Raw genomic sequence first — 19,164 nt, forward strand, 5'->3', positions numbered from 1 at the left:
GTCCGCACAACGCGTTCGCGTCCCGGCCCCCTCAGACCGGGGAGGTCCAGGGCCGCAAACACGAGACCGACGACTACTGGCATCTCGCCGCGTCGATCGCCGTCGAGCACATCGCGTTCGACCTCGGCCGCCGGCTCGAGCTCTGGGAGAGCGACGACCGGGGCGGGAGCCAGTGATCATCGCGTGATCCGGCGCGTCCTCGACCGGCTCCGCCCCTGCGCGGCGGTCGCCGCGGGAGCGCTGTTGCTCGCCTCGTGTTCGGCGGGGGAGCCCGATCATCCGCCTCCCCCGCTCGGCGAGCTCGTCTCCCTCGACCAGGGCGAGCTGTACGGCACCACCGACGGGTCCGTGCTGCGCTACCGCGGCATCCCCTACGCCGCTCCCCCGGTGGGCGAGCGGCGCTGGCGCCCGCCCGGCCCCGCGCCGGCGTGGAACGGGACGCGGCCGGCCACCGAGCCCGGGCCCCGCTGCCCCCAGCTCGCGGCGCCGCCCGGCACCCCGCACGCCACGGCCGCGAGCGACACCGAGGACTGCCTGTCGCTCGACGTCACGGTGCCGGCCGGCACCACTCCCGACGCCCGGCTGCCGGTGCTCGTCTGGATCCACGGCGGCGGGTTCAGCGCGGGGGCGGGCAGCGACGTCGACCCGCGCCGGCTCGCGGAGGCGGGGCCGCTGGTCGTCGTCACGGTGAACTACCGGCTGGGCGTGCTCGGGTTCTTCGGGCTGCCGGGCCTGGAGGGGTCGGGCGAGTTCGGCCTGCTGGACCAGCAGGCGGCGCTGCGGTGGGTGCAGCGCAACATCGGCGCCTTCGGAGGCGACCCGGACTCCGTCACGATCGCCGGCGGGTCCGCGGGCGCGGACAGCGTCTGCAGCCAGCTGACCTCACCCGGCGCGCTGGGCCTGTTCGACCGGGTGATCATGCAGAGCGGCGGGTGCGGCATGGCGAACGTCGTCGACGTCATCCGGCCGGGCACCGGGCCCGCGGGCGACACGTGGAAGACGCTGCCGCTCCTGCAGGCCGCCGGTGACGCGGCCGCCGCGGGGCTGGGCTGCTCGGAGGACGAGCTCGGCGAGCCGCCCGCAGGCCGGTTCGGATCCCGCTACGACACGGGCGCCGTGCTGGACTGCCTGCGCGCGCTCCCGGCCGCGCAGCTCGTCGGCGGCACCGACTACTACTGGAGCCCGGCCTCGGGCACCCCGACGCTGCCGCGCCGGCCGTCCGACGTCGTGGTCGACCGCGACGTCCGGCTGGGCATCCCGGTGCTCGCGGGCACCACGCGCGACGAGGGCACGCTGTTCACGGCGATGGCCTACCCGCGCACGGGCGGTCCCCTCACCGCCGCCGATCTCGACGCGCTGCTCACGGCCACCTCCGGGCGGCAGGCCGACGCGGCTCGAGCCGCCTACACGGCCCCGGGCCGCACCCCGGACCGGTCGTGGTCGCAGGTGATCACCGACCGCGCCTACGCCTGCCCCGGCCTGGCCACCTACCGCATGCTCGCGGACGTCGGCCCGGTGTACGCCTACGAGTTCGCCGACCCGGCCGCGCCCTCGCCCTTCGTGGCCCTGCCGCCCGACCTCTCGGATGGCGCCACCCACGGCTCCGAAATGCCCTCCCTGTTCGACCTCGTCCCCGGGCAGCCGCAGCTCTCCCCCTCGCAGCAGGAGCTCGCCGACGAGCTGGTGGCGCGCTGGGCCCGCTTCGCCGCCACCGGGAACCCGAACGGCGGCCCGGGCACCCCGTGGCCGGAGTGGACCGGCGAGGGCCAGATCCTCACGATGACCGGGCCCGGCGCGGGCACCGCCGTGCGGACGCCCTCCCAGTTCGTCGCCGACCACCACTGCGGCGTGTGGGACCGGTACTGACCCGGCGCATGTGATCGTCACCAGTCGCACACCAGCGTCAGCCGCACCGCGATCGTGTGCGTCCCGGAACGATCGAGCCAGGGGGCGTCTAGCCGACGCCGGGCTCGGTCGTGGCGCGGTCGACCTTGCGGTGGAAGCGCATCCCGGCCAGGCCGCCGAGTACGGCGCCCACCAGGCTCGCGACCAGCGCCCCGACACCGACGAGGAGCCCGCCGGTGGTCAGGGATCTCCCGTCGAAGGGGATGAGGGGCAGGCCGCCTGCCGTGGCGAGCAGGTCGAACTGCAGGCCCGCGAGCGCGGCGATCGCCACGATCGCCGCGAAGAGCAGCGCCCACAGCCAGACCGCGACCCCCTGCTTCGCGCCGGCGAAGCGGGCCATCCGCCCGGCGACGTAGCCTCCGCAGTAGTAGGACACCAGCAGGACCGCCAGTACGACGACCGCGCCGGCGACGCCCAGCGTGCGCGCGGCGGCGGGGTCGCGGGTGGCCTGGTCGAGGGCCTGGGCGGGGTCGCCGGCCGCGGTCGCCAGCCCCAGCGCGGCACCGATCCCCGCGGCCAGCCCGGTGAGCAGGACCGCCATACCGGTGGCGGTCACCCACCCGAAGAACGCCGAGCCCCAGCGGATGCCGCCGAAGCGCCGTTTCTGCGCGGCCCGGTCCTCCCGGGCCGTGTGCGCCGGGGACTGCGGGACGGTCGGGACGGGCTGGGTGGGGTCGGCGTCGGGAACCGTGCTCATGTCGGTCTCCTCCCTGTGTTGGGGAGGAGGTACCCCGATCGGGTGTCCGGCACTCAGCTCGCGCTGGTCACCCGGTACACGTCGTAGACACCCTCGATGTTGCGCACCGCGCGCAGCACGTGCCCGAGGTGCTTCGGGTCGCCCATCTCGAAGGTGAACCGCGAGACGGCCACGCGGTCACGTGACGTGGTGACCGACGCCGAGAGGATGTTCACCCGCTCGTCGGCGAGCACCTTCGTGACGTCGGACAGCAGGCGGTGCCGGTCGAGCGCCTCCACCTGGATGGCCACCAGGAACACCGAGCCCGGCGACACCGACCAGGCGACGTCGACCAGCCGCTCGGAACGCGCCTGCAGGTCGCCCGCGTTGGTGCAGTCGGTGCGGTGCACGCTGATGCCGCCACCGCGGGTGACGAAACCGAGGATGTCGTCGCCGGGCACCGGGGTGCAGCAGCGCGCGAGCTTCGTGTAGAGGTCGCCGACGTCGCCGTCCTCGCCACGGACCACCACGCCCGCGTCGCCGCTGGTGCGCCGCAGCCGCACCGTGGACGGGGTGGCGCGCTCGGCGAGGTCCTCCTCGGCCTGCTCCTCACCGCCGAGCAGCGCCACGAGCCGCTGCACGACGTGCCGGGCGCTCGCGTGGCCCTCCCCGACCGCCGCGTACAGCCCGGACAGGTCGGGGAAGTGCAGCTCCCGCGACAGCGCCGCCATCGCGTCGGCGGAGACCAGCCGCTGCAGGGGGAACGACGTGCGCCGCGCCTCCCGGGTGATCGCCTCCTTGCCCGCCTCGATGGCCTCCTCGCGGCGTTCCTTGGCGAACCACTGCTTGACCTTGGTCTTGGCGCGCGGCGACGCGACGAACTGCAGCCAGTCGCGGCTCGGTCCGGCGCCCTCGGCCTTGGAGGTGAAGATCTCGACGACGTCGCCGGACTCGAGCTTGCGCTCCAGCGCGACGAGCTTGCCGTTCACCCGCGAACCGATGCAGCGGTTGCCGACCTCGGTGTGCACGGCGTAGGCGAGGTCGACGGGCGTGGACCCGGCCGGCAGCGTGACGACGTCGCCCTTCGGCGTGAACACGAAGATCTGCTGGGAGCCGAGGTCGAAGCGCAGGGACTCCAGGAAGTCGCCGGGGTCGGCGGCCTCGCGCTGCCAGTCGAGCAGCTGGCGCATCCAGGCCATCTCGTCGACCTCGACGGCCTGTCCGTTGTGCGAGCCGCGCGTCTCCTTGTACCGCCAGTGCGCGGCGATCCCGTACTCGGCGGTGTGGTGCATGTCCCGGGTGCGGATCTGCACCTCGAGCGGCTTGCCGTCGGGCCCGATCACGGTGGTGTGCAGCGACTGGTAGACCCCGAACCGGGGCTGGGCGATGTAGTCCTTGAACCGCCCGGGCATCGGCTGCCACAGCGCGTGGACCATGCCCATCGCCGCGTAGCAGTCGCGCACCTCGTCGACGAGCACGCGGACGCCCACGAGGTCGTGGATGTCGTCGAAGTCGCGGCCCTTGACGATCATCTTGCGGTAGATCGAGTAGTAGTGCTTGGGCCTGCCCTCGACGGTGGCCGCGATGCGCGCCGACTCGAGCTGCTGCATCACCTCGTCGATGACCTGCTTGAGGTAGGTGTCGCGGGACGGCGCCCGCGTGGCGACGAGGCGGACGATCTCGGAGTACTTCTTCGGGTGCAGGATCGCGAAGGACAGGTCCTCCAGCTCCCACTTCACCGTGGCCATGCCGAGGCGGTGGGCCAGCGGCGCGAGCACCTCGAGCGTCTCGCGGGCCTTCTTCGCCTGCTTCTCCGGCGGGAGGAAGCGCATCGTGCGCATGTTGTGCAGCCGGTCCGACAGCTTGATGACCAGCACGCGGGGGTCGCGCGCCATCGCGACCACCATCTTGCGGATCGTCTCCGCCTCCGCGGCGCTGCCCAGCTCGACCTTGTCCAGCTTGGTGACGCCGTCGACGAGGTGCGCGACCTCCTCGCCGAAGTCCTCGCGCAGCCGCTCGAGCGAGTAGTCGGTGTCCTCGACGGTGTCGTGCAGCAGCGCCGCCACCAGCGTGGTGGTGTCCATGCCCAGCTCGGCCAGGATCGTGGCGACGGCCAGCGGGTGGGTGATGTAGGGGTCGCCGGACTTGCGCTTCTGGCCGTCGTGCTTGGCCTCCGCGACGTCGTAGGCGCGCTGCAGCAGCCCGAGGTCCGCCTTGGGGTGCAGGGAGCGGTGGACGCTGGCGAGCGGCTCCAGCACCGGCGCGACGACGGCGACGCGCTGCGGTGTCATCCGGCGGGCGATGCGGGCCCGGACGCGGCGCGTGGCGGACGGCCGCGCGCCGTTGCCGGCGCTGTTGCCTGCGCCGTTCGGGTCCGGTGTCCCGGGCCGGTCGGGCGCGGCCGGGGACGCCGCGTGCTGCAGCTCCGTCATCCGGTTGTGCCCTTCACCCGCGCCAGTCTATGCCGCAGGCGCTCAGACCCGCAGCAGGGCGTCCACGCGGGTGTCACCCAGGCGTTCCCTGCCGTCCAACGCCGTGATCTCGAGCAACGTGCCGAACCCGACCACGGTGGCGCCGACGTCGGTGAGCAGGTCGACGGCCGCTGCGGCCGTGCCGCCGGTGGCCAGGACGTCGTCGACGAGGAACACCCGTGCCCCGGGCGCGATCGTGTCCGCGGGCAGCTCCAGGGTGGCGCTGCCGTACTCGAGCTCGTAGGTGCGCGAGGCCGCCACCCGGGGGAGCTTGCCCGCCTTCCGCACGGGCACGACGCCGGTGCCCGCCACCACGGCGACCGCGGCGGCGAGCAGGAACCCGCGTGCCTCCACCCCGGCCACGAGGTCGGCGTCCCCGACCAGCGACGCCAGCTCGGTGGTGACGACCGTGAACGCCGCAGCGTCGGCCAGCACCGGCGTGATGTCGCGGAACAGGATGCCGGGCGACGGGTGGTCCGGCACGTCGCGGACCAGCTCGGCGACCCGGGCGAGGTCGGCGTCCTCCCCCGTCACGGCGCCGGTCACCGGTTGCGCTTGCCGGTGGGACGCGCCGCCTTGCCGGACGGTGCCTGAGCGGCGGCGCGCTTCCCGCGGTGCTGCCCGCCCCCGCTCGGGGCCCGGCGCGCCGGGACGCTCGCCGCGGCGGCCATCGCGCGTTCCTTGCGCAGCTCCGTGGCGAGCACGCCGTCGTCGCCGATGTCGGGATCGGCCCCGCCCGCGTCCGGCGCGGCCGCCTTCTTCCGACGGGCCGCGACCCGCGCGGCCTGCTGCTGGAAGCGCGGGTCGCGCATCTTCAGGTCGACCAGGACCGGCGTGGCCAGCAGCAGCGACGAGATCACACCCGCGGTCATGCCGATCAGCTGCACGAGTGCGAAGTCGGCCAGCGTGCCGACGCCCAGCAGCCCGACGCCGATGACCATCAGCGCGAGCACCGGCAGCACCGCGAACAGCGAGGTGTTGATCGACCGGATCAGCGTCTGGTTCAGCGCGAGGTTCGCCGCCTCGGCGTAGGTGCGCCGGGTGAGCCCGAGGAGGCCGCGGGTGTTCTCCTTGACCTTGTCGAACACCACGACCGTGTCGTACAGCGAGAACCCGAGGATCGTCAGCAGGCCGACCACCGTGGACGGCGTGACCTCGAACCCGATGAGCGAGTAGATGCCCGCGGTGACGATGACGTCGTGCAGCAGCGCCACCAGCGCCGCCACCGCCATGGACCGCTCGAAGTAGAAGGCCAGGAAGACCGTGACGAGCACGAGGAACACCGCCAGCGCGATGAGCGCCTGACGGGTGATCTGCCCGCCCCAGCTGCCGCTCACGGCGCTGTCGCTGATCACCTCGGGAGCCGGGGTGCCGGCGGCGCCGATCGGCTGGAACGTGTCGAACAGCGCCTGCTTCAGCGCGAACAGCTGCGCCGGGTCGAGCGCCTCGGACCGGATGATGACCGACGCGGACGGACCCGTGCCGACCGACTGCACGGTCGCCGCCTCGACGCCGATCACCCGCTCGTAGACCGCCCGCACCGACTCCACGTCGGCGGGGGCCGCCGCCGTGGTGGCCGGGAACTGGATCTGCGTGCCCCCGGTGAAGTCGATCCCGAGGTTGAAGCCCCGGAAGACCATCGAGCCGATGCAGACGAGGATCAGCGCCGAGAAGGCGATGTACCAGATCTTCTTGCGTCCGACGATGTCGAACGCGCCCGTGCCGGTGTAGAGCCGCGTGAGGACTCCGGCCACGTCAGGCTCCCTTCGATCGGCCGGCCACGGCGGTGGCGCGCCGGCGCTCGGCACCCGCGCGCGCCGCCTCGCCCAGCCCGGACAGGCCCGGGCTGCTGAACACCCGGGACTTCGCCGCCAGCGCCACCAGCGGGTGCGTCACCAGGAACACCACGATCAGGTCGAGCACCGTGGACAGCCCGAGGGTGAACGCGAAGCCGCGCACCTGCCCGACGGCCAGCAGGTACAGCACCGCGGCCGCGAGGAAGCTCACCGCGTCGGCGGACAGGATCGTGCGCCGCGCGCGGACCCACCCGCGCGGCACCGCCGAGCGGAACGTGCGGCCCTCGCGCATCTCGTCCTTCAACCGTTCGAAGTAGATGATGAACGAGTCGGCCGTGATGCCGATGGCCACGATGAACCCGGCGACCCCGGCCAGGTCGAGCGTGAAACCGATCCAGCGCCCCAGCAGCACGAGCACGCCGTAGACGATCACGCCGGAGAGCACCAGCGACAGGATCGTGAGCACGCCGAGCACGCGGTAGTAGAAGAGGCTGTAGATGAACACCAGCCCCAACCCGATCGCGCCGGCGAGCAGCCCGGCCTGCAGCGAGGCCAGCCCGAGCGTGGCGGAGACGGTCTGCGCCTCCGAGGACTCGAAGGACAGCGGCAGGGAGCCGTAGCGCAGGACGCTCGCGAGCTGTTCGGCGTCCTCCTGGTTGAACTGCCCGCTGATCTCGGTGGCGCCGAAGATCGGCTGGTTGATGCTCGGGGCGGACACCACCTCGGTGTCGAGGGTGAACGCCACCTGCTTGCCGACGTTGTTGGTCGTGTACTCGCCCCAGATCTGGGCGCCCTGGCTCTCGAACGTCAGGCTCACGACGTACCCGACCCCCTGCGCGTCCGGCGCGGCCTGGGCGCTCGCGATCTCGGTGCCCTCCAGGAACGAGGGGCCGAGCACGTACTTCTCGGTGCCGTCCTGGTTGCACGCCACCAGCGGGAGCGTCGGGTCGTCGTAGCCGCGCAGCGGGTCCTGGGCGTTGCAGTCCAGCGCCATCAGCGCGGCTTCCTGCGTGGCCGGGTCGGTGCTCTGCCGCGTGGCGCGCGCGGCGTCGATCGCGGCGGCGAGCTCGGGATCCGCCGGTCCGGCGGGCGGCGCCGAGCCCGGTGCCGGCGCAGGCGCCGGCTCGGGCGTCGGCGGTGGCGGGGGGTCCTGCAGCGGCTCGGTGTGCGCGACCGGGGCCACCTCCCGCTCGACCGGCGCTCCCCCGCCACCCATGCCCTGCGGCTGCGGTGCGGGCTCGGCCGGCGGAGCGCCGGGCTCCGCGGCGGGCGGGGCTCCCGGCTCACCGGCGGGCGGCGCAGGCGGTGCCGGCGGGGTGGCCGCGAACGGGCCCGCGATCACCTCGCGGAACCGCAGCTGGGCGGTCTGGCCCAGGTTGCGGGCCTGCTCGCCCTCCTGGCCGGGCACGGTGATCGTCAGGTTGCTGCCGTCCAGCACGACCTCGGCGCCACTCACGCCGAGGCCGTTGACGCGCTGCTCGATGATCTGCTGCGCCTGCACCAGCTGGTCGCGCGGGGGCTCGGCGCCCGTCTCCGTGCGGGGCTGCAGCGTGACGCGGGTGCCGCCCTGCAGGTCGATGCCCAGCTTCGGGGTGGCGTTGCCGTCGCCGGTGAAGAACACCAGCGAGTAGAGCACCGCGACGACGCCGACGAACGCCGCCAGGTAGCGCCAGGGACGGATGTGCCCCGGGGTGGTTGCCACTGCTTGCGATCTCTTCCTTGTCAGGTGCGACCCGTGCGGCCGACCGGGTGGTGCGCGGGCGCGGTCAGGTGCGGGGCGTGCCGTTCGCGGAGTCGTCCTTCTCCAGCGACGCCCCCTTGTCCAGCGACACCTCGGGCTCGGCGGGCGCCTCGACCGCGGTGGTGTCGTCCCCGGCGGGCAGCGCGACCTTCTCGCGGACGGCGCCGCGGACCCACGTGGTGACGACGCCGTCGGCGACCTCGAGGTCGATGGTGTCCTCGTAGGAGGCGTCGACGACCGTGCCGCGCAGGCCCGAGGTGGTCATCACGACGTCACCGGGCTCGAGCGAGGCCTGCAGGTCCTTCATCTCCTGCATCTGCCGCTTCTGGCGCCGGCCGGACAGGAAGATCGGGATGAACAGCAGCAGGATCAGCAGGGGGAAGAGCAGTGAGATGTCCATGGTCTTTTCTCAGGTCTCCGAATCTCCGCACGTCGAGAGCCACCCGAGTCTGCCAGCCCCCGCCTCAGAACAACGCGGGAGGTCCGCCCGGGGTGACGTCCGGGGGCGCAGCGATGCCCAGATGTGACCAGGCGGCGGCAGTGGCCACCCGGCCGCGTGGCGTGCGGGCCAGCATGCCCGCCCGCACCAGGTACGGCTCGCAGACCTCCTCGACGGTACCCGGTTCCTCGCCCACCGCCACCGCCAGCGTCGACACGCCCACCGGTCCACCGCCGAACGACCGCACGAGCGCGCCCAGCACGGCACGGTCGAGGCGGTCGAGGCCCAGCTCGTCGACGTCGTAGACGGCGAGCGCGTCCTGGGCCACGCGCCGGGTGACGGCGCCGTCGGCGCGCACCTCCGCGAAGTCGCGGACCCGGCGCAGCAGCCGGTTCGCGATCCGCGGCGTGCCGCGCGACCGCAGCGCGATCTCCTCGGCGCCGTCCGGGCGCAGGTCGACGTCCAGGATCGGCGCGGCGCGGCGCAGCACCTGCTCCAGCTCCGCGGGCTCGTAGAACTCCATGTGCGCGGTGAAGCCGAAGCGGTCCCGCAACGGCCCGGTGAGCGAACCGGACCGGGTCGTGGCCCCGACGAGGGTGAACGGCGCGATGTCGAGCGGGATGGACGTGGCGCCCGGGCCCTTGCCGACCACGACGTCGACCCGGAAGTCCTCCATCGCGAGGTAGAGCATCTCCTCCGCGGGGCGGGCGGTGCGGTGGATCTCGTCGATGAACAGGACGTCGCCCGGCTCGAGGTTCGACAGCATCGCGGCGAGGTCGCCGGCCCGTTCCAGCGCGGGCCCGGACGTCAGCCGGATCGCGGCGCCGAGCTCGGCGGCCACGATGAGCGCGAGGCTGGTCTTGCCCAGGCCGGGCGGGCCCGACAGCAGGATGTGGTCGGGCGGCTGGCCGCGGCGACGGGCCCCCTCCAGCACCAGCTGCAGCTGCTCGCGCACGCGCGGCTGCCCGACGAACTCGTCCAGCGAGCGGGGCCGCAGCGACGCGTCGGCCTCCACGTCCTCCGGTTCGGGGCCCGGGGTCAGGGCGAGCTCGTCCACCGGGTCGGTCACCGGCCCTTCCCGCCCAGCCGGGTCAGGGCCGCGCGCAGCAGTGCGCTCGTGTCCGCGGACCCGTCGTCGCCCAGCACCCGCTCGACCGCCTGCTCGGCGGGCTTCGCCGCGAACCCGAGGCCCACGAGCGCCTCCACCACCTGGTCGCGCCGCGGGTCGGCCCCGTTCCCGGCGGGCAGCGTCGCAGGCGCTGCGGCCGGCGCCACGACCTTGTCGCGCAGCTCGAGGGCCAGCCGCTCGGCCCCCTTGCGGCCGATACCGGGCACGCGCGTCAGCGTGGCCAGGTCCCCGTCGACGAGGGCACGGCGCAGTGCGTCGGGGTTCAGCACGGCGAGGGTGGCCAGCGCGATCCGCGGCCCGATCCCGCTCACGGTCTGCAGCAGCCCGAACAGCTCCCGCTCCTCGTCGTCGGCGAACCCGAACAGCGTGAGCGAGTCCTCCCGCACCACGAGGGCGGTGGCGAGCCTGCCCTGCTCGCCGCGGCGCAGCCCGGCGAGCGTGCCCGGCGTCGCCTGCACGGCGAACCCGACCCCGCCGACCTCCACGACGGCGTGGTCGAGCCCGATCTCCAGGACCTCCCCGCGCAGCGAGCTGATCACGACGCCTCCCCCGCCGCGGCGAGCCGCGCCCGCTGGGCGGCCGCCAGGCGCGCCTTGTGCGCCCGCGCCAGCTCCGCCGACCGCGCCTGCGCCTGGGCCATGCGGTCGAGCATCGGCGCCCGCCAGCAGTGGCAGATCGCCAGGGCGAGGGCGTCGGCCGCGTCGGCGGGCCGCGGGGCCTCCTCGAGCGCCAGCAACCGCGTGACCATGGCCGTGACCTGCTCCTTGCCGGCCCGCCCCTCCCCCGTGACGGCGGCCTTCACCTCGCTGGGCGTGTGGAACGCGACCGCCAGCCCCGCTTTCGCGGCGAGCATCGCGACGACGCCGCTGACCTGCGCCGTGCCCATCACCGTGCGCACGTTGTGCTGGCTGAACACCCGCTCGACCGCCACGACGTCGGGCCGGTGCCGCTCGATCCAGCGCTCCACCTCGACGCCCACGGCCAGCAGCCGCTCCGGCAGCGGTGCGTCGGGAGGGGTGCGCACGACGTCCACCGCCACCGCTCGCACCCGGCGCCCGCCGGACCCGTCGACGACCCCGAGACCACACCGGGTCAGCCCCGGGTCGACGCCGAGCACCCGCACAGAATCCCCTCCCGATCCCCCGACCGCGAACAGTCGTTCGAGGGGAGGCTACCGGCGCCCCGCCACGCCGCCCCGGGGGACGCGCCGGGGCCACCTGACCACACTCACACCCGGTCGTTGACCAGCAGCTGGCGCCCCTCCGGGTCGGTCACCCGGATGTAGCTGCCCCACGGCTCGGTCACCGGGTCGGTCACCTCCACGCCTGCGGCCCGCAGCTGCGCGGCGGTGCCGGCGAGGTCGGCGCAGGCGAACGTCATGGGGTAGGCGGGGTCGGGTTCGCGCCCGCAGTCGGCCGCGGCGCTGAGCACCACCGAGGTGCCGCCGTCCGGCGGGGCCACCTCCACCCAGCGGGCGCCCGGCCACATCTCGGCGTCGCGCACCACCTCGAACCCGAGCCGGTCGACGAAGAACGCCGCCATGCGGTCCTGGTCGGCGACCGCGACGATCGCGGCCGCCACGCGGGAGATCACGACTCGTCCCCGGTGTGCTGGGTGAGGCTGAACCAGTTGCCCGAGTCGTCGCGGAAGATCGCCTCCACCCCGTAGGGCCGGCTCGCCGGCTCCTGGGTGAAGACCACCCCGCGCGCCGACAGCTCCTCGTAGGTCTTCTGCACGTCGTCGGTGGCCATCACCCCGGTGCCCAGCGCCCCCTTCGCCACGAGCGCGCGGATCTGCTCGGCGCTCGCGTCGTCGTTGCCCATCCGCGGGTCGGCCAGGATGATCTCGACGTCCGGCTGGTCGGCCGGGCCGACCGTCAGCCACCGGAATCCCGCTCTCGCGCCCTCGAACTCGCCGCCCATGCTGACGTCGGCGCGCACCGCGAAGCCCAGCTTCTCGGTGTAGAACGCCTTCGCCCGGTCCTGGTCCAGCACGTAGATGCAGGTGTGCGACAGCTTCCTAATCATGCCCGGGAGGCTAGGACCGCGGCGTGTCCGGTGGCTTCTCCGGAATTGCGGTCCCGGGCCGGTTCCAGGCCATCACGAAGCACCCGGGGATCCGCGCCGCCCCGCGCGCGGCGTGCACCCGGCGGTACTCCGTGGGCGAGGCCCCGACCAGCTCGGAGAACCGCGCGCTGAACGATCCCAGGCTCGTGAACCCCACGAGGTGGCAGACCTCGGTGACGGTGAGGTTGGCCGACCGCAGCAGGTCCTGCGCCCGCTCGACCCGCCTGCGGGTGAGGTACCGGCCGGGCGTCTCGCCGTAGGCCTCCTTGAAGCCGCGGGCGAAGTGGTACCGGGAGAACCCGGCTGCCCGGGCCATCGCGTCGAGGTCCAGCGGCTCGGCGAAGTGCCGGTCGATCAGGTCGCGCGCCCGCCGCAGGTGGAACACGGCGGGGACGACGGGCCCGGGCATGGGCCCATCGTCCCGCACCGACTACCTGCTCGGGGACGACCGGCTGCCCGGCGGCCGGGACCGGCTCTCCGGTGGACCGCTCGCCCGCGGACCGCCGGTCCCACTCGGCCCGCACGTCCGCCGCGGTGGGCCGGGATATGAGGCTGGATCGGCACCAGCAGGCCGCCGACGAGGATGTCGTAGGCCACCGTCAGCGCGGCCACCACGTCCTGCAGCAGGCAGGCGATCACGATCACCACGACCCCGAACCCGGCGATCAGCAGCCGGTTGCCGCGCACGTGCTCGTCCTCCGACCCGGTCTGCGACCGCCACCGCCGCGCGATGTCCTGCCCGAACACCGTGGCCGTGGCGATCAGCGCGCCGCCGGCGGTGGACATGACGGCGGCCAGCGCCGCGGCGAGCACCATCCCAGCGGGCCACGCCGGGGCTGCGCGCGGTGAACACCCGCTGCCAGATGTCCTGGACGCCGTAGGCCGCGGCGAGTTGCTGCGCACGCTCACCGCGTTCCTCGAGCACAACGGTCGCTGGGCGGCCACCGCCGTCGCGCTGCAGGTCCATCGGCACACGGTGCGCAACCGCGTCGCGACCGTGGAGGAGCTGACCGGCCGCCGGCTCGGCACCGCGCACGACCGGCAGGAGCTGTGGCTCGCCCTGCGCGCCCGCGACCTCGCCCGCCTGTCCGACAGCTGATGTTCCCCGGAACATCACCCGCCGCGCCCACGCTGCTCCCTAGGGTCGCGGCGTGAGCGACGGGCGAGTGCTGTTCCAAGAGTTCCTGCGGGCGCCGACCCGCGTCGCGACCGTGACGGCCAGCTCGGACGCGCTGGTCGCCGCGCTGCTCGCGCCGCACCGCTTCGGCGGCGCGCCGGTCGTCGTGGAGCTGGGCGCCGGCACCGGGCGGGTCACCGACGCGCTGCAGCGCCGTCTCGGCCCGGCCGCGCGCCACGTCGCCATCGAGATCAACCCGGTGCTCGCCGGCCGGCTCGCCGACCGCCACCCGGGCGTCACCGTCGTCGCCGCGGACGCCGCCCGCCTGCCCGCGGTGCTGGCCGAGCACGGCGTCGAACGGGTGGACGCGCTGGTCAGCCTCCTGCCGTGGTCGGCGTACGCGGCCGCGCCGGTGCCGGAGCTCGCCGCGAGCGTCCTCGCGCCGTCGGGCACCTTCACCCAGGTCACCCTGCGCGGTCTGCACCTGCTCCCGCCGGCCCGCCGGCAGCGGCGCGACCTGCGTACCGCGTTCGGCGAGGTCACCGGCAGCGCCACGGTCTGGCGGAACCTGCCGCCCGCCCGCATCCTGATCGCGCGGTCACCCCGGCACTCACGCTGACCACGATGGCAGCGCGGCCCGGGCTGGGTCCTGCGCCCGGATCTGGTGCAGACCCTGACCGGCGAGGCCGGGGCTCCGCCCGTGGTGCGCTTGCGCAGCAGGATTTCCCTGACAGCAGCTGTCACGGTTCGTGCGTAACGTCCGCAGCCATGAGCACCTGGGACGAGTTCACCGCCGGCGCCCCGCGGATCGCGGAGATCTTCACCCGCCGCCACGCCGCCACCGGCAACCTCTGCATGCTCGCCACGCTCCGCTCCGACGGCTTCCCGCGGATCAGCCCCATCGAACCGCGGGTCTTCGAGGGCCGCCTGGTGGTCGCCGGGATGCCGGGCACCACCAAGTTCCACGACCTCGCCCGCGACCCGCGCTTCTGCCTGCACACCGCCACGGTCGACACGCAGGTCTCCGAGGGTGACGCGAAGCTGTTCGGCCGCGTGCGCGACGAGCAGGACCCGGCCCTGCACGAGCGGTTCGCCGAGGCCCTCTACGCCGAGAGCGGCTTCGACCTGCGCGGCCGGGAGTTCCGGCCGTTCTACGTGGCCGACCTGACCGGGGCGTCGTCGGTGGAGATCGTCGACGGGGCGATGGAGGTCACGGTCTGGAGGTCCGGCGAGCCCGAACGCGTGGTGCGCAAGACCTGAGGTTCCGCGGGCCGGGCCGGCGCGGGGCGCTCTCCGGTGCGGAGGCCCCATTCGCATGACGAACGGCACTTTCGTCGGCTAGGTGCCGACGAGAGTGCCGTTCGTCCGGCGACGCGGCCGCCGATGATCACGCGCTCTGGCGCAGGACCGAGGGCGCAGTGATCCCGTCGGCGCAACCCGTCCGTCGCCGCCGGTGTCAGTGCGCCGCGTCGTCCCAGCTGCGCCCGTAGCCGACCGACACCTCGAGCGGCACCGACAGCTGCGCCGCCGCTCCCATCTCCCGGCGCACCAGCTCCTCCACGCGCTCGCGCTCACCCTCCGCGACCTCGAGCACGAGCTCGTCGTGCACCTGCAGGAGCATGCGGCTGCGCAGGCCCTCGGCGGTGAGCGCGCGGTGCACGCCGAGCATGGCGACCTTGATGATGTCGGCCGCGCTGCCCTGGATCGGGGCGTTCAGGGCCATGCGCTCGGCCATCTCCCGGCGCTGGCGGTTGTCGCTGGTGAGGTCGGGCAGGTAGCGGCGGCGGCCCATGATCGTGGCCGTGTAGCCCTCCTTGCGCGCGACGTCGACGACGCTGCGCAGGTAGTCGCGCACCCCGCCGAAGCCCTCGAAGTAGTCGTCCATCAGGCCGCGGGCCTCCTCCGTGGAGATCCGCAGCTGCCCGGAGAGCCCGAACGCGGACAGCCCGTAGGCCAGCCCGTAGTTCATCGCCTTGATCTTGGCCCGCTGCTCCGGCGAGACCTCGGTGGGCTCGCAGCCGAAGACGCGCGCCGCGGTCTCGGCGTGGAAGTCGTGGCGGGAGCGGAACGCCTCGATGAGCGCGGCGTCCTCCGACAGGTGCGCCATGATCCGCATCTCGATCTGGCTGTAGTCGGCGGTCATCAGCTCGGTGTGCTCGGGCCCGACGACGAACGTGCCGCGGATGCGCCGGCCTGCGGCCGTGCGGATCGGCACGTTCTGCAGGTTGGGCTCCGTGGACGACAGCCGCCCGGTGGCCGCGATCGTCTGGCTGTAGGTGGTGTGGATGCGCCCGTCGTCGGCCACCGACTTGAGCAGCCCCTCGACCGTGACCTTGAGCCGCGTCGCGTCTCGGTGCAGCAGCAGGTGGGACAGGAACTCGTGACCGGTCTGCTCGTAGAGCGTCTGCAGCGCGTCGGCGTCGGTGGTGTAGCCGGTCTTGGTGCGCTTGGTCTTCGGCATGCCCAGCTCGTCGAACAGCACGACCTGCAGCTGCTTGGGCGAACCGAGGTTGATCTCCTTGCCGATCACGGAGTAGGCGTCCTGCGCCGCCTGCCGCACCTGCGCGGCGAACTCCGCCTCGAGCGCGGAGAGCGCGTCGACGTCGACGGCGATGCCGGCGGCCTCCAGGTCGGCCAGCACGTACTCCAGCGGCAGCTCCAGCTCCGCGAGCAGTTCGGTGCCGCCGCGCTCGGCGAGATCGGTGTCGAGGGCGTCGGCCAGCTCGGCCACCGCCGAGGCGGACACCATCTGGGCCTGCGCGCGGGACGCGTCGGCCTCTTCCTCGCCCCCCAGCAGCGACAGCTGGCCGCTCTCGGCCTCGCCGTCGGCCCGCAGCTCGCGGCGCAGGTAGCGCAGCGCGAGGTCGGCCAGGTCGAAGCTGCGCTGCCCCGGACGGGCCAGGTAGGCCGCGAGCGCGGTGTCGCTGGTGAGCCCGGCCAGGCTCCAGCCGCGGCCGCGCAGCGCGTGCAACGCCGACTTCGCGTCGTGCGCCGCCTTCGGCACGGCCGGGTCGGCGAGCCACTCGCCGAGCGCGGCCTCGTCGTCCGGCGTGAGTGTGGTGACGTCGAGGTAGCTGGCCTGCGGCACACCCGCGGCGGCACCTTCGGCGCGGGCCTCCACGGTGGGCTCGCCCGCGGCGAGCGCGATGCCCGCGAGGTCGCCCCCGGTGGCCCCGCCGCGCACGCCGGAGAACGCCAGGCCGACGCGGCGGCCGTCGCGCGCGTGCGCGTCGAGCCAGGCCCGCACCCCACCCGGCTCGACGGCGCCGCCCTGCACCTCGATGCCGCCCTCGGCCTCCGGCTCGGCGCTCTGCAGCGTGGCGAACAGCCGCTCGCGCAGCACGCGGAACTCCAGCTCGTCGAACAGCCGGTGCACGGCGTCGCGGTCCCACGGCCGCACCTCGAGGTCCGCCGGGCTCGCGTCGAGGGGAACGTCGCGGATGAGCTCGGTGAGCTGGCGGTTGAGCAGCACCCCGGCGAGGTGGGCGCGCAGCGCGTCGCCCGCCTTGCCCTTCACCTCGTCGACGCGGTCGGTGAGCTCGGCGAGGGAACCGAACTCGCGCACCCACTTGGCGGCCGTCTTCTCCCCGACCCCCGGGATGTTGGGGAGGTTGTCGCTGGGGTCGCCGCGCAGGGCCGCGAAATCGGGGTACTGCGCAGGGGTGAGCCCGTAGCGGTTCATGACCTCGCCCGGGTCGATCCGGCCGAGGTCGGACACCCCGCGCTTCGGGTAGAGCACGGTGACGTCGTCGCTGACCAGCTGGAACGCGTCGCGGTCACCCGTGGTGATCAGGACCTGGAACCCGTCGGCCTCGGCCTGCGTGGCAAGGGTGGCGATCAGGTCGTCGGCCTCGTAGCCCTCCACGCCGAAGTTCGGGATGTTGAGCGCACCGAGGACCTCCTTGATGAGGTCGACCTGGCCGCGGAAGTCGTCGGGCGTGGTGGTGCGGTTGGCCTTGTACTCGGCGAAGCGCTCGTTGCGGAACGTGACCCGCGAGACGTCGAAGCACACCGCGAGGTGCGTGGGCTGCTCGTCGCGCAGGAGGTTGATCAGCATGGAGGTGAAGCCGTAGACCGCGTTGGTGGTCTGCCCCGTGCCGGTGCGGAAGTTCTCCGCAGGCAGCGCGAAGAACGCCCGGTAGGCCAACGAGTGGCCGTCGAGCAGCAGCAGCCGCCGACCGGTGGACGGCGGCTGCGCGGCCTGCGCGGCGCCGGACTTGCGGGACGCGGTGGTGGCGGTGCTCACGGGAGGCGAGTCTAGGACCGACCCCCGACAGTGTTCGATTGCCTCCGCTTCGCTCCGGCGGCTTGCGGGCCGGCGACGAGCGTGCTCACGCGGTCTTGTCGAGGTCGAGGTCGAGGGGAGCGGGGGCGGAGCCGTTGTTGGCAGCCGGCTCCGGCTTCTCCCCCATCGACGTGAGCAGCGAGCGGGCCAGGCCCAGGCCGGTGCCGCCCATGGCGAGGGCCTTGGTGAGCAGCTCGGAGACCCCGTCGGCGCCGTTGAGCACCACCATCTGGTCGACGTTGCCCAGGGCGCTCGCCCCGGCCTTGACGATCTCGGGCCAGTTCTCGGCGAGCTGCTGGGCGATCACCGCCTCCTGGTTCTCCGACAGCGCCTCCGCGCGGGCCTGGATCGCCTGGGCATCGGCGAGACCCCGCGCCTTCGCCGCGTCGGCCTCGGCGAGACCGCGGGCGCGCGCGGCGGCGGCGTCGGCCTCACCGGTGGCCCGGGTGGCGCTGGCCTGCGCGTCGCCACGGGCCTTCGTGGCCTCGGCCTCGGCCTGCGCCGCGGCCTTGACGCGGGTGGCGTCGGCGCCCGCGGAGAGCTCGGTCTCGCGGGCGTGGGCCTCGGCGCGCGCGATCTGGGCGTCCCGGTCGGCGTCGGCGAGGGTGCGCGTCTCGTAGGCCTTGGCGTCGGCGGGCTTGCGCACCTGCGACTGCAGCCGCTGCTCGGCCAGGTCGGCCTCCAGCTGCGCCGCGCGCGTCTCCTGGACGACGACCTCCTGGCGCGCCGTGGCCTCCGACAGCGGCCCGGCCTGCGTCGCCCTGGCCGACGCCTCGTCCATCTCGGCCTGGTAGCCGGCCTGCTGGATGCGGCTGTCGCGGATGGCGGCCGCCTTCTTGGCCTCCGCCACCTGCTCGGCCTCGGTGGCCTCCTGGTCGCGCTGGGCCTCGGCGATGCGGGCGGCCGCCGCGATCGCGGCCGCGTGCGGCTTGCCGAGGTTGACGATGTAGCCGGAGTTGTCGTCGATCTCCTGGATCTGCAGCGAGTCGATGACCAGGCCGAGCTTGCTCATCTCGTCGGCCGAGCTGCGGCGCACCTCGCCGGTGAGCGCCTCCCGATTGTGGATCATGTCCTCGATGGTGAGCCCGCCGCAGATCGAGCGCAGGTGGCCCGCGAACAGCTCGTGGATCGTGTCGTTCATGGTGGCCTGCTGGTCGAGGAAGCGGCGCGCGGCGTTGGCGATGGAGACGAAGTCGTCGCCGACCTTGTAGATGACGACACCGCGCACGGCGACCGGGATGCCCTGCTTGGTGACGCAGGAGACCTGCAGGTTGGCCCCGCGCGTGTCCAGCGACAGCCGCCGTGCCCCCTGGAAGCCCGGGAGGACGAGCGTGCCCTTGCCGGTGACGATCTTGAAGCCGAGGCTGTCGGCGGTCTCGCCAGGGCTGGTGCGCGCCCGGAAGCCGGAGATGATCAGCGCCTCGTTCGGCTCGGCCACCCGCCAGAGCATCTTCAGCACGAGCGCGAGCACGAGGATGCCGACGACGACGGCACCGATCGTGATGAGCAGTTCCACCTGTTCCCCCAGTGGTGGTGCGG

The 19,164-nt window shown here is 73.8% G+C and carries 19 protein-coding genes; 4 read left to right on the top strand and 15 right to left on the bottom strand.

What is annotated here, in order from left to right:
- The first annotated feature begins 183 nt into the window (after positions 1–183).
- The gene (locus FB558_RS35325) at positions 184–1,866 is read left to right on the top strand and encodes a carboxylesterase/lipase family protein (protein WP_170231695.1); all 1,683 of its coding nucleotides are present in this window, start codon (positions 184–186) and stop codon (positions 1,864–1,866) included.
- Positions 1,867–1,954: 88 nt separating this feature from the next.
- On the opposite strand, the gene FB558_RS35330 is transcribed toward FB558_RS35325, so the two are convergent.
- From FB558_RS35330 to FB558_RS35390, 13 genes are all read right to left on the bottom strand, one after another.
- The gene (locus FB558_RS35330; protein ID WP_211367055.1) at positions 1,955–2,602 is read right to left on the bottom strand and encodes a hypothetical protein; all 648 of its coding nucleotides are present in this window, start codon (positions 2,600–2,602) and stop codon (positions 1,955–1,957) included.
- Between the two features lie 53 nt (positions 2,603–2,655).
- Positions 2,656–5,013 (bottom strand): RelA/SpoT family protein, encoded by a 2,358-nt coding sequence (locus FB558_RS35335; protein WP_142061247.1) that lies wholly within the window; start codon positions 5,011–5,013, stop codon positions 2,656–2,658.
- Between the two features lie 42 nt (positions 5,014–5,055).
- Entirely contained in the window at positions 5,056–5,598 is a 543-nt protein-coding gene (locus FB558_RS35340) for an adenine phosphoribosyltransferase (RefSeq protein WP_142061249.1), read from the bottom strand.
- Complete coding sequence (secF, locus tag FB558_RS35345; RefSeq protein WP_246106991.1) at positions 5,595–6,806, bottom strand: protein translocase subunit SecF; 1,212 nt, start codon at positions 6,804–6,806, stop codon at positions 5,595–5,597. Before secF ends, FB558_RS35340 begins: the two co-directional genes overlap by 4 nt.
- Before the next feature lies 1 nt (position 6,807).
- Complete coding sequence (secD, locus tag FB558_RS35350) at positions 6,808–8,550, bottom strand: protein translocase subunit SecD (protein ID WP_142061253.1); 1,743 nt, start codon at positions 8,548–8,550, stop codon at positions 6,808–6,810.
- Between the two features lie 64 nt (positions 8,551–8,614).
- Positions 8,615–8,989: a preprotein translocase subunit YajC gene (gene yajC / locus FB558_RS35355; RefSeq protein ID WP_142061255.1), complete on the bottom strand. Its 375-nt coding sequence runs from the start codon at positions 8,987–8,989 to the stop codon at positions 8,615–8,617.
- 64 nt (positions 8,990–9,053) lie between these two features.
- Complete coding sequence (gene ruvB, locus FB558_RS35360; RefSeq protein WP_246107026.1) at positions 9,054–10,085, bottom strand: Holliday junction branch migration DNA helicase RuvB; 1,032 nt, start codon at positions 10,083–10,085, stop codon at positions 9,054–9,056.
- Positions 10,086–10,093: 8 nt separating this feature from the next.
- Positions 10,094–10,696, bottom strand: coding sequence for a Holliday junction branch migration protein RuvA (gene ruvA / locus FB558_RS35365; RefSeq protein WP_142061259.1), 603 nt, complete (start codon positions 10,694–10,696; stop codon positions 10,094–10,096).
- Positions 10,693–11,280 (bottom strand): crossover junction endodeoxyribonuclease RuvC, encoded by a 588-nt coding sequence (gene ruvC / locus FB558_RS35370; protein ID WP_142061260.1) that lies wholly within the window; start codon positions 11,278–11,280, stop codon positions 10,693–10,695. Before ruvC ends, ruvA begins: the two co-directional genes overlap by 4 nt.
- Before the next feature lie 104 nt (positions 11,281–11,384).
- The gene (locus FB558_RS35375; RefSeq protein WP_142061262.1) at positions 11,385–11,750 is read right to left on the bottom strand and encodes a VOC family protein; all 366 of its coding nucleotides are present in this window, start codon (positions 11,748–11,750) and stop codon (positions 11,385–11,387) included.
- Positions 11,747–12,184, bottom strand: coding sequence for a VOC family protein (locus FB558_RS35380; protein WP_142061265.1), 438 nt, complete (start codon positions 12,182–12,184; stop codon positions 11,747–11,749). The genes FB558_RS35375 and FB558_RS35380 overlap by 4 nt, the downstream gene beginning before the upstream one ends.
- Before the next feature lie 10 nt (positions 12,185–12,194).
- Positions 12,195–12,632: a helix-turn-helix domain-containing protein gene (locus FB558_RS35385; protein ID WP_142061267.1), complete on the bottom strand. Its 438-nt coding sequence runs from the start codon at positions 12,630–12,632 to the stop codon at positions 12,195–12,197.
- Entirely contained in the window at positions 12,578–13,009 is a 432-nt protein-coding gene (locus FB558_RS35390; protein WP_246106992.1) for a hypothetical protein, read from the bottom strand. The genes FB558_RS35385 and FB558_RS35390 overlap by 55 nt, the downstream gene beginning before the upstream one ends.
- Here FB558_RS35390 and FB558_RS35395 point away from each other — a divergent pair.
- The 3 genes from FB558_RS35395 (at position 13,008) to FB558_RS35405 (ending at position 14,600) form a co-directional block, all read left to right on the top strand.
- Entirely contained in the window at positions 13,008–13,322 is a 315-nt protein-coding gene (locus FB558_RS35395; RefSeq protein WP_246106993.1) for a helix-turn-helix domain-containing protein, read from the top strand. The two genes, FB558_RS35390 and FB558_RS35395, sit on opposite strands and share 2 nt — an antisense overlap.
- Positions 13,323–13,374: 52 nt before the next feature.
- A complete protein-coding gene (locus FB558_RS35400; protein ID WP_142061269.1) occupies positions 13,375–13,959 on the top strand; it encodes a class I SAM-dependent methyltransferase in 585 nt (194 codons plus the stop codon).
- A gap of 149 nt (positions 13,960–14,108) precedes the next feature.
- The gene (locus FB558_RS35405) at positions 14,109–14,600 is read left to right on the top strand and encodes a pyridoxamine 5'-phosphate oxidase family protein (RefSeq protein WP_142061271.1); all 492 of its coding nucleotides are present in this window, start codon (positions 14,109–14,111) and stop codon (positions 14,598–14,600) included.
- A 196-nt stretch (positions 14,601–14,796) separates the two neighbouring features.
- Here the strand turns inward: FB558_RS35405 and polA are convergent, their stop codons facing one another.
- The gene (gene polA, locus FB558_RS35410; protein WP_211367056.1) at positions 14,797–17,586 is read right to left on the bottom strand and encodes a DNA polymerase I; all 2,790 of its coding nucleotides are present in this window, start codon (positions 17,584–17,586) and stop codon (positions 14,797–14,799) included.
- 85 nt (positions 17,587–17,671) lie between these two features.
- Positions 17,672–19,141 carry a flotillin family protein gene (locus FB558_RS45365; protein WP_281288714.1) on the bottom strand — a complete coding sequence of 490 codons (1,470 nt, stop codon included), beginning with the start codon at positions 19,139–19,141 and terminating at the stop codon, positions 17,672–17,674.
- Positions 19,142–19,164: the final 23 nt, after the last annotated feature.

The organism is Pseudonocardia kunmingensis (assembly GCF_006716445.1).
Lineage (GTDB): Bacteria > Actinomycetota > Actinomycetes > Mycobacteriales > Pseudonocardiaceae > Pseudonocardia > Pseudonocardia kunmingensis.